Here is a 15,546-nt window from a genome sequence, read left to right as displayed (position 1 = left end):
AATAATCATAGGAAGTTCGCGGCCCAGGCTGGTTCTGCGGGGCCGGCCATGGACGCGTCATCGACTCGAAGAGGCTCCGCATGAATCCGTTTCGCCGTGCATTTGTCTGCAACACGCTGCTCCTGGCCGGCGCCGCCGGCCTGCTGGGAGGCTGCCGCACCCGCTATCCGCTGGCGCCCGCCGACGACAGCGCGCCCATGCACGATTACCTGATCGGGCCGGGCGACTCCGTCAACATCATCGTCTGGCGCAATCCGGAAGTGTCGCTGACGGTGGCCGTGCGGCCGGACGGCAAGATCACCACGCCGCTGGTGGAAGACCTGGAGGCCAGCGGCAAGACGTCGACCCAGCTGGCGCGCGACATCGAGCAAGCCTTGAGCAAGTTCATCCAGCAACCCGTGGTGACGGTCATCGTCACCAATTTCTCGGGGCCGTATGGCGAGCAGATCCGCGTGATCGGCGAGGCGGCCAAGCCGCAGGCGCTGCCGTACCGGCTGGGCATGTCGCTGATGGACGTGCTCATCGCCGTGGGCGGCATCACCGATTTCGCGGCCGGCAACAAGGCCAGCATCATCCGCAAGCGCGAAGGCAACCAGCAGCAGCTGCGCGTGCGGCTCGACGATCTATTGAAGAGCGGCGACATTTCCGCGAATGTCATGATGCGGCCGGGCGACGTGCTGCTGATTCCGGAAAGCTTTTTTTAACAGCGGACTCGGCCATATCAAAACAGCACTTATATTTGTCATTTTGTACTTTTCGGCAAATTTCATCGTGTTATTTTGCTATCTAAAGGCGGATTTCTTCTGTTTTTTTAGCTAGAGGTGGGAACTTCTCCCGTTTTTGTCTTGTCACAAGGCATTGGCTTCAGTCCGTCTCGACGGCTGCCGATGAACGTGAGGACAAGATGAGCTTTGAAGATGAACCCATTATTTCCTTCGACACGCCCGGTACTTTCAGCGACCTGGTGGTGGGCGAGGGGCAGATCGATCCGGCCATGGAGCATGAGCTCGACCTGCAGCGCTTTCATATCCGCATGGCCAATTCGCGTGGCCGGCGCGAAGCGGCCAGCTTGCTGATCCGCAAGATGTACGGCTGGCGCGGCTATGCCGTCGATCCCGGCATCGCGCATGCCCTGAATAAAATCACCTTGTTTGCGGAAACGGCCGGCACCACCGTCGGCACCATGACCCTGTGCCTCGACAATGACGAGACGGGCTTGCCTGCCGATGAAAACTTCCGCGACAAGCTCGACGTGCTGCGCGAAGAGGGCCGCCGGCTGTGCGAACCGTCGCGCCTGGCCATCGACAAGGGCGTGAGCAAGCGCGTGTTTGCGGCGCTGATTCATATTTCTTATATCTATGCACACAATATTCACGGCTTTACGGATTACGTGATCGAAGTCAATCCGCGCCACGTGGTGTTCTACAAGCGCATGCTGGGCTTCCAGGACTTCGGCGGCGAGCGCGAGTGCACGCGCGTGGGGGCGCCGGCCGTGCTGCTACGGCTGGACCTCGATTACATGGGGGCCCAGATCCGCAAATACGGTGGCCTGATGGAACAGCATGGGGGTGAACGGTCGTTTTACCCCTTTTTTTTTCCGACATGGGATGAGCCCGGCATTACCGACCGGCTGAGGCAGGGGCGCAACTGAGATTTATTTATTTTTCAGCAAGATCGCCTGCATGTAGCCGCCCGGAATCGCGTAGGTGATGCCGCTTGGCGCGCTGATGGCGGCCTCCTTGAGGCCCTTGACATACACCATGTTGACGATACCGTAGACGAGACCGGTCTCGGGATCGAACAGCGGGCTGCCGCTGCTGCCCGGATACGCCGTCGCATCCAGCTGGAACACGGTGTAGGGGGCCTTTTGCAGCTGCGCCAGGCGCCGGACGTCGAGGCGCTGCGCGTTTTCGCTGGGCATGACCACCGGCGTCAGCGATGACACGGTGGCGCGGTGCGTCACGTGGTGCAAACCGAGCAAGGTGCCCAGTGGAAACCCCGTAAAAGCCAGGGCCTGGCCTTCGCGTACCGTGGCCGCGTCGCCCAGCGCCAGAGCCGGCAGCGGGGCGCCCGCCAGGCGCAGCAAGGCCAGGTCGTGTTCCGTGTCCAGCGCCTGGACTTTGGCGGGGCGAAATTGCGCCATCTCGCCCTGGCCCGTGAGTATGCCGATGACTTCGTTCGGATTGGCGTCGAGCAGTTTCTGGATCACATGCGCGCACGTCAGCACGCTCAGGCCGTCGCCCGCCACGAACCCCGTGCCGATGAAATTCATCGGCGGCGTGCGCGTCTTTTGCAGGCTGCCCACGCCGACGATCGACGGTTTCACGCGCGCGATGGTCTGCGCCAGCGATTCGTCGGCGCGGCACGGCGCGCAAGCCAGGAGCAAGGCCAGGCAGGCGAGCAGGGCGGCAGGGAAGGTCAACGGCAAGGCTTTCATGGCGGCGCGCTTTCAAGGGCAGGAGGTGGCGGGGAGTGGGCCGGTCTCAGCAGCGCGCACAGCAGCATCAGATAGCACAGCAGGGCGATGCGCGGCACGTCGAGCAGGCTGTCGAACAGGCCGACGACGAGGAAACCCAGCAGGGCGGCGGCGCAGGCCAGCGCGCCTGAATCGCCGCCCCTGGCCTGGCGCAGCAGGCGCCGGCCGGCCACGGCCAGCAGGGCCAGCATGGACAGTGCGCCGCACCAGCCCGTTTCCACCAGCAGATGCAGCGCCATGCTCTTGATGTGCCACGGCAAGTGATGATGGTCGCTGCTGAAAAACCAGTAATTATTCGCCTGCGTAAAGCGCCCGTTGGCGATCAATTCCTCGCCGCCGGGCGCGCGCAGGCTCAGATTGTCGACTTCCAGCACGGACGAGTCAGCCGTGCCGCTGGCCGCCAGTTCCAGCTGCACGGGCGGGCGCAGCAGCCAGGCACCGGCGCCCAGCCAGCCGCTGTCGAACGGCACTTCGTAATGCTGCCAGGCCGCCGCGGGGCTGCCGGGCACAGGCGGGCGCAGGCGCAGCGGCACATGCACGCAACCTTGTGCATACAGCAATTGCCGCTGGCACAGCCGTACCAGCAGCACGGGCATGGGGCCGCTTCGTCGCACGTCGAGCGCCAGGGTGTAGCGCGTGGCGGGCTGCACGGGCAGGCGTTGCAGCAGCCGCAGCAGTTCGCCATAGCCGGCGCTGTAGCCGGGACTGGCCAGGCGCACATGGCGATTCCCCCCTTCCTCGGCATACGCGATGCTGGCCGGCACTTCGCGCTGGGGGTTGTGCCAGTAATAGGTGGCGGGAAAGCTGCCCAAGCCCATGCCGAACAGGCGCTCATCCCAGCCGGAGGGCTGCATGGCCAGCACTTGCCGCCAATGGCGCAAGCGGCCCTGCATGTCGAAGGCGGTGGTGGCGAAACGTTCGGTGGCGTAATAACTGGCCGACACGGGGATGGCCAGCAGCAGCAGGATGCCGGCCGCGCCCGCGATGCTCAGGCTGGCCCGGTCCAGCCGCCACAGGGGTGGGCGCAGGCGTCCGTTGCCCAGCATCAGCATGGCCAGCAGCACGACCAGGCCGGCCGGCGGCAGGGCGGCGGCACCGGCCCAGTGCCAGCCTATCCAGGCGAGATTGCATGCCAGCATGGTCCACGCCATCATCGCCAGGCCCAGCCTGGCTGGCCCCTTGGCGGCGCCAGCGCCGGGCCACAGCACGGCCGCCAGCAGCACGGCGGCCAGCAGGAACAGGAAATACGGGCCTTTCAGCCAGCCGGCCGCCTGGTGGCCGGCCGGCTCCGGCCACCAGGCGGCCAGCACGCCCTGCAGGCACAGCGCGCACAGCAGGCTGGCCGGCGCCAGACGCCATGGCAAGGGCCGCGCCGCCAGCACGAAGCTGGCCGCAAGCAGGACGACGGCGGCGAGCAAGCCCCGGTAGCCTGCCAGGCTGAACATGTACACGAGCAGGACGGTGCCCAGCCCGGCCAGCAGCAGTCTCAATAACACGCCGCGCAGGGGCGGGCGGCCAGGCGCGCGCCGCGCCGCGCCGGGCGCCGTGTGCAAGGTTTGCCAGAATCCCAGCAGCATGGCCGCCGCCAGCGCCGCGTACAGGCCGCGTGAAAACGTGGTGAACGCCGCGTGCAGGGCCAGGGCCAGCAGCAGCATGGCCAGCGCCGCCTGCCAGCGGCTGCGGGCGCGCGCCAGCCACAGCGCGGCAAACGGCAGGCTCAGGGCCAGGTAGCCGTCGAGCGCGGCGCCGCCCGTGTGCATGGCGGAAAACGGCGCCGTGATGCGGTAGTCGCTCGACAGGTTCGACAGGCCGGGAAACACGGCCCGTTCCCACAGCGCAAACAGCGACACCATGGCCAGCCCGGCCAGCATGCCAGGCAGCGCGTAGCGGCGCAGGGCGGAAGGCTCCCCGTCGCGCAGCAGCAGCGGCAGCAGCAGCATGCTCCAGGCCCAGGTCTTGCTCAGCCGCAGGCTGTTGTAGGGACTCAAATAATTATCCCAGGCATTCAGGTCGAGCGGCGCCAGCGGCAGCACGCCGCGCAGCAGCGCCGCCAGCCAGGCCAGGCTGCACAGCAGCAGACAGACGCGGGCAGAGGGCGGGAGCGTGGCCGCCGCGGGCTGGGGCGGGCCGCCCAGGCGCCAATAGCCGCACGCCACCGTCAGCAACAGCAGCACGTCGATTTCTTCGAGGAAGAACCAGCCCGTCCACGGCGCCAGGTCCAGCACGGGCAGCAGGGCGGGCACGCAGAACAGCCAGCAGGCGGGGCGCCAGCACAGCAGCAGGAAATAGGCGGGCAGCAGGACGGCAAACAGCAGGCCGGGCCAGCCGTGGCCCAGCGGATAGTGGCGCAAGGCCAGCACGCAGGCCGCGCCCGCCAGCAGGGCCAGCGGCCGCGCTGCCAGGCCGGGCATGGCAGCGTGCACGGCCATGGCTTACAGCTGGGTCAGCAAGGCCTGCGCTGCGGCCCGCTGCGGAAAGTCTTTGTTGGCGGCCAGCAATTGTTCCAGCTGCTTGCGCGCGCCGCCCTTGTCGCCCGATTTCGCCAGCGCCGCGCCCAGGTGGTACTGCACTTCGGGCGATGTCGGCGCCAGTGCCGCCGCCTTGCGCAGCAGGGCCGTGGCGCGCGGGACGTCGCCCCGTTCCAGCACGATCCAGCCCAGGGTGTCGAGCACGGCGGGATTCTCGGGCGCCAGCTTGAGCGCCTGCTCGGCCGTCGCTTGCGCGCGCGGATCTTTTTCCTGCTGATATGCCCACGCCAGGTCGTTCAGCGCCACCACATTGCCCGTGTCCTTGGCGACGACATACTGGAAGTGCTCGATGGCGGCGCGGTATTGTTTCGCTGCCAGCCGGGTGCCGGCCAGGTAGGTGCGCGTCGGCAAGTCTTCCGGATGTTCCTTGAGCCAGGCGGCCATGCGCGCATCGGCTTCGCGCTCCTGGCCCGACGCCTGCAGGGCGCGGTACAGCTGCACCTGCAGCGGCCCGATGGGGCTGATGCCGAACGCGTGCTGGTACAGCTTGACGGCTTGCTGCGGCAGCTTCTGTTCCATCAGCACGTCGCCCTCGAGCTTGTAGCCGGCCGCCAGCTTCGGCTGCTGTTCCTGCACTTGCCGCGCCACGGCCAGCGCCTCGCGCTGGCGGTTCAGGTTCAGCAGCAGGGCCACTTCCACCACGCGCGCTTCGAGCAGGGACGGGTCCAGCGCCTGCGCCCGCTTGACGGCTTGCAGCGCGTTATGGTGGTCGCCTAGCGCCAGGTGCAGGCTGGCGATGCGCATCTGCAAGGGCGCGGACGTGGTTTGCAGGCTGGCCAGCTTGTTGTAGCTGTCGAGCGCGGCCGGCGCCTGGCCCGCGCTGTACTCGACCTGGGCGCGCAGGGCCAGCGCATCGGCGTCGCCCGGGTGGCCCGTCCGCAAGGTGCGCGCCAGTTCCAGCGCCTTGTCGGGCGCGCCCGTCTTCAGGTAGAAGTTACTTAACAGCAGGGCCGGCGCGACGGCGTCGGGATTGTCGCGGTGGGCCCGTTCGAGCCAGCGCCGCGCCTCGTCCGTCTTGCCCTGCGATGCGGCCAGCTTGGCCAGCGCCGCGCTCAGGTCGGCATTTTTCGGCACCTTCGCCAGCGCCTTCTCGAAGCGCTGCTTCGCCTGCTCCGGCTTTTTCTCGGCCAGGTCGATCTGCGCCAGGTTGTTCAGCGCGGGCAGGTACACGGGGTCCATGCCCAGCGCCTGCTCGAAACTGGCGCGCGCGGCGGGCAAGTCGCGCAAGGCCAGGTAGACGCCGCCTTTCAGGTTCAGCAGCAAGGGGTTCGTGCCTTTCTGCTGCTGCTCCATCATCTTGACGCTGGCCAGGGCCTTGTCGTTCTGCTTGTTGCGCAGCAAGGTCATCACCAGCATGGTGCCCGCCTGCGGCGTGCTCTTGTCGAGCATGTTGGCGCGTTCCAGTTCATTGATGGCGCGGCCGTTCTCGCCCATGCCCAGGCGGCTGATGCCCAGCGCCGCATGCAGCCTGGCCGTGTCCGGTGCCAGGGTGCTGGCTTTTTCGAAATACGCGGTCGCCTTGTCGTACTGGCGCGCGCGCAAGTGGGCTTCGCCGGCCAGCGACAGCAATTCCACGTCGTCGGGGAAGGCGGCCAGCGTCGGGCGCAGCAAGTCGATGGCAGCGTCGGTCTTGCCGCGCATCAGTTCGATCGAAGCCATCATCTTGACGGCATACAGGTGCGTGGGATACACGGCCAGGAAGCGCCGCAGGTAGCTTTCCGCCAGCTGCGGCGAACCGAGCGCCAGCTGCACGGCGCCGGCCAGCAGGATGGACGGCATGTGATCGGGCGCCGCCTTGAGCACCAGCTGCAAGCCTTGCAAGGCCGCCTTGTTCTTGCCCTGGCGAAAATCGAGCAAGGCCTGCGCCTGCAGCAGGCCCAGGCTGTTGGGCGCCGTCTTGCGCGCCGTGGCCAGCTGGGCCGCCGCTTCCGTGTAGCGGTTTTCCACGATGTCGAGGTTGGCCAGGTCGATATGCGCCTGGGTATTGTCCGGTTTGATCTTGAGGATCTGCATGTAGGCGAGGCGCGCCGCGTCGTTCCTGCCTTGCAGGCGCTGCAGGTCGCCCTGCAGGCGCAAGGCGTCGAGGTTGGCGGGCGCGTTTTTCAGGGCTTGCGCCAGCAGCAGCTCGGCTGCCGGCACCTGCTGCTCCAGCGCCGACAGGCGTGCCAGGCCCAGCAAGGCCTCGACCTGGTCCGGATGTGCTTCCAGCAGGCGCGCAAACAGGGCGCGCGCCTCGTCCTGGCGGCCCAGGGCCAGCAGGGCCTCGCCGCGCAGGGCCAGCACGCTGGCCGGCTGCGCCGCATCGTCGGCGATCTCGGCCAGCACCTTGTCGAACTGGCCCAGCATCAGCCAGGTCTTGCCCAGCAATGGCATCACTTGCTGCGGCGCAAGGCCCAGCGACTTTGCCTTGCGCAATTCCTTCTCGGCCGACAGCGCTTCGCCCGTGTCGATATAGATGCTGCCCAGCAGCAAGCGCGCGGCCGCATTGTCCGGTTCCTTTTGCAGCAGGTTCTTCAACTGGATGATGGCGGCGCGCGCCTCGCCTTTCTGCCGGTACTGCTGCGCGTCGCCCAGCAGGCTTTCGCTGCTCTGCGTGCCATGGCAGCCCGTCAGCAAGGGCAGCAGCAGGGTGCAGCACAGCACGGCGGCCGGCAGGCCGGGGAAAGGGCGGGACAGGGAACGGGCCATGGAAGTCTCCGGTAGCGGCATGCATGAACGATGGGCATGGCCTAGCTTAAAAAGATGGCCGCCGCTCTCCTTGATTGCGCTCAACAAGCCGCCGATTGTCCGCGCGCCTGCCGGCCGCCGCTCCGTGTTTCTTGTTCCCGCTCAAGAATGGCCAGACCGGCAACCGTAGAATTTCCCGGACGGCGCTGCTCGGGCCGCAACCATTCGGAGCACAGGCATATGGACAGCAAGGTGGATAGCAATGTGAATCACAAAGCGGGCGTGGTGGCGGTGGTGGGGCTCGGTTATGTGGGCTTGCAGCTGGCCGTGGCGTTCGGCATGCGCCAGCGCACGATCGGCTTTGACTTGTCGGCCCGCAAGGTAGAGAGTTACCGGCGCCACATCGACCCGACGGGCGAAGTGAGCACGGAACAGCTGCTGGCGGCGCAATGGCTGAGCGTGGGCTGCGATCCGGCCGAGCTGCAACTGGCCGATTTCATCGTCGTGGCCGTGCCCACGCCCGTCGACAGCGCGCACAATCCCGACTTTTCCGCCCTGGCCGGCGCCAGCGCGGCCGTCGGGCGCCACATGCGGCGCGGCGCCATCGTCATCTACGAATCGACCGTGTATCCGGGCGCCACCGAAGAAATCTGCATCCCCATCCTGGAACAGCATTCGGGCTTGCGCTGGAAGGAAGACTTTCATGTGGGCTTTTCGCCCGAGCGCATCAACCCCGGCGACAAGGACCACACCCTGCACAGCATCCGCAAGGTGGTCTCGGGCGACGACGACGCCACGCTGGACAAGGTGGCGGCCCTGTACGAAGGCGTGGTCGGGGCGGGCGTGCACCGGGCCTCGAGCATCAGGGTGGCCGAAGCGGCCAAGGTGATCGAAAACACGCAGCGCGACCTGAATATCGCGCTGATGAACGAGCTGGCCATCATCTTCGACCGCATCGGCATCGACACCCTGGAAGTGCTGCAGGCGGCAGGCACGAAATGGAATTTTTTACCGTTCCGGCCCGGCCTGGTGGGCGGCCACTGCATCGGCGTCGATCCCTATTATTTGACGCACAAGGCGGAAATGCTCGGTTACCACCCGCACGTGATCCTGGCCGGGCGCCGCATCAACGATGGCATGGCCAAGTTCGTGGCGGAAAAGACCATCAAGGAAATGGTGCGCGCCGGCTTCAAATTGAAAGGGTCGCACGTCAACGTGCTGGGCCTGACCTTCAAGGAAAACTGCCCGGACCTGCGCAACTCGAAAGTGGTCGACATGATCCACGAACTGCAATCGTACGGCGTGCAGGTGCACGTGCACGACCCCGTCGCCGATGGCCGCGAAGCGCTGGAAGAGTACGGTTTATTGCTGGAAAGCTGGGAGCAGCTGCCGCAGGCCGAGGCCATCATCAGCGCCGTCTCGCACCAGGCCCTGCTGGCCCGCCCGCTGGCCGACTTCCAGGCCAAGGTGCTGGAAAACGGCTGCTTCATCGACATCAAGTCGCACTTCGACCCCCGTCCGCTGCAGGACGGCGGCTTGCACGTGTGGCGGCTGTGATGGCGGCCGATACCCTCGATCCGGCCGCCGGCGACAGTGCATACGCCCAGGCCTGCGCGCAGCTGGCGCAAACGCCGCGCCGCTGGCTGGTGACGGGCGTGGCCGGCTTCATCGGCTCGCACCTGCTGGAAACCTTGCTGAACCTGGGCCAGGAAGTGCGCGGCCTGGACAACTTCATGACGGGCCACCGCCACAACCTGGAGCAGGTGCGCGCCAGCGTGGGCGAATCGGCATGGCGGCGCTTTACCTTCATCGAAGGCGATATCCGCGACCCGCAGGCCTGCGCGCGCGCCTGCGGTGCGCCGGCGCGGGCCGCCAGCGCCGGTGACGGGGAGGCCGATGCTTCTGCCGCTGGCGGCAGCGGCGCGCGCGGCGGATCAGCAGAGGACAGCCGTGCCGGTGCGGGCGGCCCCGTCGCCGTCGACGGCGTCGCTGTCGATTATGTGCTGCACCAGGCGGCGCTCGGTTCCGTCTCGCGTTCGCTGGAAGACCCGCTGCTGTGCCATGCCGTCAATGTCAGCGGCTTCCTGAACATGCTGGCCGCCGCGCGCGACGCGGGCGTGCGGCGCTTCGTGTATGCCGCGTCCAGCGCCACGTATGGCGACCATCCGGCCTTGCCGAAAGTGGAACAGCACATCGGCGCACCCCTGTCGCCATATGCCTTGAGCAAATACGTCAACGAACTGTACGCGCAGGTGTACGCGCGCTGCTACGCCATGCAGACGGTGGGCTTGCGCTACTTCAATGTCTTCGGTCCGCGGCAAGACCCGCTGGGCGCCTACGCGGCCGTCATTCCCCGCTGGATCGCCGCCATGCTGGACAATCAGGCCGTGCGCATCCATGGCGACGGCGCCACCAGCCGCGACTTCTGCTTCGTGCACAATGCCGTGCAAGCCAATATCCTCGCCGCCACGCGCAGCGACCCGGCAGCCGTCAACCAGGTCTACAACGTGGCCGTCAACGCCCGCACCAGCCTGACCCAATTGCACGCCACGATGCAGCAGATGCTGCTGGCCGTGCGCCCGCAGCACGTGCCGCAGGAGCCGCACTACGGCGAGTTTCGCGCCGGCGACGTGCGCCATTCGCAGGCGGACATCGCCAAGGCGGCCCGCCTGCTCGGCTATGCGCCCACGCACAACCTGGCGCAAGGCTTGCGGCAGACCATCGCCTGGTATGTGGCGCAGGCTGGCCGGACCGGAGTGGCCGGAGTGGCCGGAGTTGCCGGAGTTGCCGAAGTTGCATGAGTTGCGTATGTGGCGGTTGATGCGTGTGAGCGGCTGCGTGCGAGTGGCGTGCGAGTGGCGCATGAGTGGCGCATGAGGTACAGGCGGGCCGCGCCTGATGCGCACGCACACACGTACAGGCACGCGCAGTCTGCGTCAATGTGGAGTCATGCCTGCGTCAGTGCCGCGCATGCCGGCAGGCAGTTTGCGCAAGTCCTGCCTGCAACGTCTGCCTTTCAGTGCTGCACTGGCGCCGCCGTCGGTGCCGGTGGTGCCGTCGGCGCGGGCGGCTCCTGTACGCCATCGGTCTTGCTGCGGAGAACCCGGGGCGTGCCCCGGAAATCTGCCGTATGCAGGGTGACGGGGCGGCGCCAGACGCGGGCGATGTACGCCAATACCTGTTCGGCCCGCTCCAGGTCGAGGCCGCGCCCATCGCGCTGGTGATCGTGGCGCAGCACCAGGCTGCCGTCGTCGTTGAGCAGGGTGACGGCGACGCATGGCGCGCCATAGTTGTATTTGGGTGCCAGGATGGCTTCGCGGATGGCCCGCAAGTCGCGGCTGGCCAGGCGCGTTTCGCCGTCAAGGCGGCTTTCATGCACGAACAGGCCCAGCCGGTCAGCCAGTTCGCCGTCCAGATAGTTGCGTATGAAACTGCAGTCATCGTCGTCGCGGCAGATCTGGCGCGCCCGCGCCAATCCTTCGCGCTCGATGATGTGTTCCCACATGCAAAAGCCCAAATGATAGGGATTGACGGCCAGCGCCTGCTGGTGCTCGCCCGCGTAAGGGCGCACCACGTCCGAATGCGACTTGATGGCGGACAGATACAGCGCTGGCGGCAGGAAGTGGGCTTCGCGCAGCAGCCGTGCATGCCAGTACGAGGCCCAGCCTTCGTTCATGATCTGGCAGGCGTACACGGGATAGAAGTAAAACGACTCTTCGCGCACGGCGAGGAAAATGTCGCGCTCCCAGTCGGCCAGCTCCGGCGCGTATTGTGCGATGAACCACAGCAAGTCGTACTCCGCCTGCGGCGGCACGAGCGGGCGCTGCGCCAGGCGCGCCCTGGCCGCCTCGTGCGCCGCCAGCGCGGCCGCTTCGCCGGGCAAGCGCCGGTAGCGCCGGGCAAAGGGATCGTCGTGGGCGGCCTTGTCCGGCGTGCCGGCGCCGCCTGGCGCCGAGGCCGCGGCATACGGCGGGCGGTGCAGTTCGGCGTGGATGTCCACGTGCTGTTCCAGCGCCAGTGCCGCGTCGAGCACGGCTTCGACCTGTTCCTGCCCGTGGCGCTGCAGCGCCGCTTCGAGGCGCTGTGCCCGCGCCGCGCTTTGTTCCAGGATGCGCTGGCCCGCCATGGCGCCGAAACGCAGGAACAGGGCATTGCGGCTGGCAAAGTCGGCGTGGCCCAGCACGTGGGCCGTGACGAGGGTGTTTTCCGCCACGGAATTGTGTTCGGCCATGTAGGCATGGCAAGGGTCGCCGGGAAACATGACTTCGAACATATGCGAGTTGCCCATCTTTTGATGCACGAGCTGGTGGATGTAGCGCACGCCGAACGACCAGTGGCGCATGCGCACGGGCAAGCCATAGATGGCGATCTCGGCCATGAAGCTGTCCGGCACCAGCTCGAACTCGACGGGGGCAAATTCCAGGCCCAGTTCCCGTGCCAGCGCTTCGATGCGCGGCGCGTAGGCGTCCAGGCCGGCCAGGTTTGCCGGGTCGCCGTGAGCGACATGCCGCGTCATGCCGCGTCCTCCGTATCGGCCGCCTCGTGCTGAAAAAAGGTGCGGATGGCCGCCCAGATATCGTCATTCCTGCTCAGGATGCTGCTGTGCAAGGGCAAGCCCCGGCGTTCCTGCTCGGCGCACAGGCTGTGCATTTCCGTTTCCAGGCTATGCGGCACGCCGGGTACGGTTTCCACATAGCCCATGTAGTTGAGCAGGGCGGCCAGTTCACCGAGGGCCAGGCTGGCCGCCGCCCGGTCTTCGCTGAAATTCTCGCCATCGGAGGCATAGAACAGATAAGCGTTGTAGCGGCCCGGCGCATAGTGTTGCTGCAGCAGATCGCGGCTCAGGCGAAAGGCGGTGGACGCCATGGTGCCGCCCATGCCATTGACCTGGAAGAACTCGGCTTCGGAAAACTCCCAGGCCCGCGTCGTATGGGCGATAAAGCGCGTTTCCACGCGCGCATACCTGCGCCGCAAGCCCTGCAAGGCAAAGAAAAAGAAGGATTTGGCCAGCTTGCGCTCGGCCTGCGCCATGCTGGCCGACACGTCCAGCACGAAAAACACGACGGCATTCGCGCTGGGCCGGGGCTGTTGCAGCACCTGGCGGTAACGCAAGTCGTCATTGGTGAACGGTACGGGCTGCGCCTGCAAGGCGCGCCGCTTGATGGCTTCCTTGACGGTGCGGCGGCGGTCCAGCCGCGAACGGGCGCCATGACGGTCCAGTCCGCTACGCACGAGCTGCATCTCGTCGATGGCGCCCAGGTGGCGCGGTTTCAGGTCCGGCAACTCGAAGGTCTCCCACAGCCAGTCGAGAATGTCATCGATGGGAAACTCCAGCAACAGGCGCACGGCGCCCTCGCCATTGCCGCCTTCGCCTTGCGCCCCGGCATCGCCCGTGGCGGCGGGGCGCGCCGCGCGCAGGATATCGCCGGGCTGGCCGTCACCCTGTCCCGCGCCCAGGCTGTTGCGCGCGGGCGCCAGGCGGAAACGCGCATGCTCAAGCAGGCGCATGGGCACTTGCACCGTGCGCTGCTGCGGCCCGCCGATCAGGTCCGGCGTGGCGATCAGCTCGGGCAAGTGCGCCTGCACGGCGTCGCGTACTTTCTGGTTGTGGCGCAACCAGTCGCGCGCGCCGCGCGAGAACAGCGCATACCACGGCTGGGCCAGGGCAGGCGCGGTGCCCGCCGGCGCTGCCGCGCCTGTGGCGCCGTTGGAGCCCGTGGCGCCAGCCGTGCTTGCCGTGGCTGCGGGGCTGTCGCGTACCGGAGGACCCTGTTGCTTGCCGCTGCCTGGCGTGGTCGTGGCGGACATGGCTATTCCTGCGCCAGCAAGGTGGTCACGTAGTTGAGCGCTTCACGCGCGCTATGGGCGTCGTAGCCGTATTCGTCGACCAGGCGCTGCTCGACGGCGGAAATCCTGGCCCGCACGTCGTCGTCGGGGCGCTTGGCCGAACCGACCAGACGCAGCACGTCGCGCCGCTGTTCGAACAGATATTGCTGGATGGCATCGTGCAATTGTGCATGGCTGCCCAGGCCGAACGCCTCGCCCCGCTTGAAGGCGCTCATGGCCTTGCGCACCACTTCTTGGCGGAACGATTGCTTGCCGGAATCGCTGATGTGGATCTTTTCTTCCACGGCGCGCAGGAAGCGTTCGTCGGGACGGCGCTCTTCGCTGGTGATGGGATCGCGGATCTGGCGGTTGTCGAGCATGGCTTCGACTTCATCGAGATATTTGTTCAGCAAGTCTTGCGCCTCTTGCTCGAATGATACGAACAAGGCCTTGTGCACGTCGGCCTTGACCCAGCGGTTATAGAAATCCTTGCGTGTGAGCACCAGGTAATCGACCCACTTGCGCTTGCGCCGCGGTTCGATGCGCGCATCGCTTTCGATGCCATCCTTCAGGGCCAGCAGCACGTCCATGGTGGACAGGCTGTTGCGCTGGGCGGCAATGATGGCGTGCGACAGGGCGTTGATGACGAAACGGGGCGACACGCCCGACAGGCCCTCGTCGGGCGCCTTGTCGCGCTCGCGCAGGCGGCGGACGTCGGCATGCTGCAAGTCGTCCACGTCTTCGTCCGCATACACGCGCAGTTTCTTGACCAGCTCGGCTTCCTTGTCGTCGCCCTCGGGCAGGCGGCTGAGGATGGCAAACACGGCCGCCGCATGCAGCACGTGCGGATCGAGGTGCACGTCGCGGAAGGCGGGCGCGGCCGCCAGGATCAGCTTGCGGTAAATGCGTGCTTCTTCGCGGTAATTGAGCGTGTACGGCACTTGCACGATGACCATGCGGTCGAGCAGGGCCTCGTTTTCGCTTTCTTGCAGGAATTTGCGAAATTCGGCCAGATTCGTGTGCGCGAGGATGGTTTCATCGAGGTAGATCAGGGGAAAGCGCGACACCTTGACATTCTTTTCCTGCGTCAGGGTCAGCAGCAGGTAGAGGAATTCCCGCTTGACCTTGAGGATTTCGATCATTTCCAGCATGCCGCGGCTGGCCGCATACACGGCGCCGGACCAGGACCAGGCGCGCGGATCGCCTTCATCGCCGTATTGCGCCACTTTCGACAGGTCGACGGAACCCACGAGGTCGGCCAGGTCGGCCGTCGTGGGATCGTGCGGCGCATACGTGCCGATGCCGCAGCGGCCCGCCTCGGACAGGTGGATGCGCTCGACGGGCATGCGCAGGAAGTCGCCGCCGTACTGTTCTTCCAGGCGGGCGCGGCAATGGGGGCACAGTTCGCCATGCAGCTCGGCATCATAGCTGGCGCGAAAGTCGGCGCGCATGCTGTGCGGCACCAGATGCAGCGGCGATTCGTGCACGGGACAGCCGGCGATGCCGTATAGCGCGCCTTCGCTGCTGTGGCTGTATTCTTCCAGCCCCCGCTTGAGCAGGATCACCATGGTCGACTTGCCGCCCGATGGCGGACCCAGCAGCAACAGCATGCGCCGGCCCACCTCGGAGCCGGCGGCCGCCGCCTTGAAATAGGCGGCGACCCGGTCAATCGCCTCGTCGATGCCGAACAGCTCGTCGTCGAACAGGCGGCAGCGGAAGCGCCCGGCGGCGTCGGTCTGGCCATTCCAGCGCATCATGTCCCACAGATACTGGTGCGCGCTGCGCGTCAGCAGGGCCGCGCGGCCGGGCAAGATCTGTTCGAGGAAGTCGGCAAAACTGCCGCGCCAGGGACTGATGCGGTGTTTTTCCGCCCAGGCCGCCATGCCGTGCACAAAGCCGGCGTGCTGGCCTGTGCTGGAACCGCCGGCATCCGCGGCGCTGTGGCCTGCCTGTCCGCCCGCAGGCGCGTCGTCGTCGCTTGTACCAGGGCTCGTCATTGTTTCCCCATCCATACCGTTGCTGGCGGTGCTGTTGTTTAACCTTGCTAGC

10 protein-coding genes are annotated in these 15,546 nt (G+C 66.6%); 4 read left to right on the top strand and 6 right to left on the bottom strand.

Annotated elements, in window-relative coordinates; genetic code table 11:
* Positions 1–80 precede the first annotated feature (80 nt).
* Together AC1RJW_RS27915 and AC1RJW_RS27910 are read left to right on the top strand one after the other, a co-directional pair.
* Positions 81–704 carry an XrtA/PEP-CTERM system exopolysaccharide export protein gene (locus AC1RJW_RS27915; protein WP_493047797.1) on the top strand — a complete coding sequence of 208 codons (624 nt, stop codon included), beginning with the start codon at positions 81–83 and terminating at the stop codon, positions 702–704.
* 200 nt (positions 705–904) lie between these two features.
* On the top strand, positions 905–1,651 hold the full coding sequence (locus AC1RJW_RS27910; RefSeq protein ID WP_493047796.1) for an N-acyl amino acid synthase FeeM domain-containing protein: 747 nt from the start codon (positions 905–907) through the stop codon (positions 1,649–1,651).
* A 3-nt stretch (positions 1,652–1,654) separates the two neighbouring features.
* Here AC1RJW_RS27910 and AC1RJW_RS27905 read toward each other — a convergent pair whose 3' ends face one another.
* From AC1RJW_RS27905 to prsT, 3 genes are read right to left on the bottom strand one after another with little or no spacing between them, the layout of a single operon-like run.
* Positions 1,655–2,437, bottom strand: a complete 783-nt coding sequence (locus AC1RJW_RS27905; protein WP_493047795.1) for a S1 family peptidase — start codon at positions 2,435–2,437, stop codon at positions 1,655–1,657.
* Positions 2,434–4,905: a hypothetical protein gene (locus AC1RJW_RS27900; RefSeq protein WP_493047794.1), complete on the bottom strand. Its 2,472-nt coding sequence runs from the start codon at positions 4,903–4,905 to the stop codon at positions 2,434–2,436. Before AC1RJW_RS27900 ends, AC1RJW_RS27905 begins: the two co-directional genes overlap by 4 nt.
* 3 nt (positions 4,906–4,908) lie before the next feature.
* On the bottom strand, positions 4,909–7,692 hold the full coding sequence (gene prsT / locus AC1RJW_RS27895; protein WP_493047793.1) for an XrtA/PEP-CTERM system TPR-repeat protein PrsT: 2,784 nt from the start codon (positions 7,690–7,692) through the stop codon (positions 4,909–4,911).
* 219 nt (positions 7,693–7,911) lie between these two features.
* Between prsT and AC1RJW_RS27890 the strand changes: the two genes are divergently transcribed.
* Positions 7,912–9,228, top strand: coding sequence for a nucleotide sugar dehydrogenase (locus tag AC1RJW_RS27890; RefSeq protein ID WP_493047792.1), 1,317 nt, complete (start codon positions 7,912–7,914; stop codon positions 9,226–9,228).
* On the top strand, positions 9,228–10,472 hold the full coding sequence (locus tag AC1RJW_RS27885) for an SDR family oxidoreductase (RefSeq protein WP_493047790.1): 1,245 nt from the start codon (positions 9,228–9,230) through the stop codon (positions 10,470–10,472). The genes AC1RJW_RS27890 and AC1RJW_RS27885 overlap by 1 nt, the downstream gene beginning before the upstream one ends.
* A 215-nt stretch (positions 10,473–10,687) precedes the next feature.
* On the opposite strand, the gene AC1RJW_RS27880 is transcribed toward AC1RJW_RS27885, so the two are convergent.
* From AC1RJW_RS27880 to AC1RJW_RS27870, 3 genes are read right to left on the bottom strand one after another with little or no spacing between them, the layout of a single operon-like run.
* Positions 10,688–12,187 (bottom strand): SpoVR family protein, encoded by a 1,500-nt coding sequence (locus tag AC1RJW_RS27880; RefSeq protein WP_493047789.1) that lies wholly within the window; start codon positions 12,185–12,187, stop codon positions 10,688–10,690.
* Positions 12,184–13,479 (bottom strand): DUF444 family protein, encoded by a 1,296-nt coding sequence (locus tag AC1RJW_RS27875; RefSeq protein WP_493047788.1) that lies wholly within the window; start codon positions 13,477–13,479, stop codon positions 12,184–12,186. Before AC1RJW_RS27875 ends, AC1RJW_RS27880 begins: the two co-directional genes overlap by 4 nt.
* Positions 13,480–13,481: 2 nt before the next feature.
* Entirely contained in the window at positions 13,482–15,494 is a 2,013-nt protein-coding gene (locus AC1RJW_RS27870; RefSeq protein ID WP_493047787.1) for a serine protein kinase, read from the bottom strand.
* Positions 15,495–15,546: the final 52 nt, after the last annotated feature.

The organism is Janthinobacterium sp. GW822-FHT07A03 (assembly GCF_058798815.1).
The sequence above is the reverse complement of the archived record's forward strand: the minus strand, read 5'-3'. Positions and strand labels throughout refer to the sequence as shown.

What these genes read in the sequence shown, in the direction of transcription:
- AC1RJW_RS27915 (WP_493047797.1), top strand. Translation starts at nt 81, where the DNA reads ATGAATCCGTTTCGCCGTGCATTTGTCTGCAACACGCTGCTCCTGGCC.
- AC1RJW_RS27910 (WP_493047796.1), top strand. Translation starts at nt 905, where the DNA reads ATGAGCTTTGAAGATGAACCCATTATTTCCTTCGACACGCCCGGTACT.
- AC1RJW_RS27905 (WP_493047795.1), bottom strand. Translation starts at nt 2,437, where the DNA reads ATGAAAGCCTTGCCGTTGACCTTCCCTGCCGCCCTGCTCGCCTGCCTG.
- AC1RJW_RS27900 (WP_493047794.1), bottom strand. Translation starts at nt 4,905, where the DNA reads ATGGCCGTGCACGCTGCCATGCCCGGCCTGGCAGCGCGGCCGCTGGCC.
- prsT (WP_493047793.1), bottom strand. Translation starts at nt 7,692, where the DNA reads ATGGCCCGTTCCCTGTCCCGCCCTTTCCCCGGCCTGCCGGCCGCCGTG.
- AC1RJW_RS27890 (WP_493047792.1), top strand. Translation starts at nt 7,912, where the DNA reads ATGGACAGCAAGGTGGATAGCAATGTGAATCACAAAGCGGGCGTGGTG.
- AC1RJW_RS27885 (WP_493047790.1), top strand. Translation starts at nt 9,228, where the DNA reads ATGGCGGCCGATACCCTCGATCCGGCCGCCGGCGACAGTGCATACGCC.
- AC1RJW_RS27880 (WP_493047789.1), bottom strand. Translation starts at nt 12,187, where the DNA reads ATGACGCGGCATGTCGCTCACGGCGACCCGGCAAACCTGGCCGGCCTG.
- AC1RJW_RS27875 (WP_493047788.1), bottom strand. Translation starts at nt 13,479, where the DNA reads ATGTCCGCCACGACCACGCCAGGCAGCGGCAAGCAACAGGGTCCTCCG.
- AC1RJW_RS27870 (WP_493047787.1), bottom strand. Translation starts at nt 15,494, where the DNA reads ATGACGAGCCCTGGTACAAGCGACGACGACGCGCCTGCGGGCGGACAG.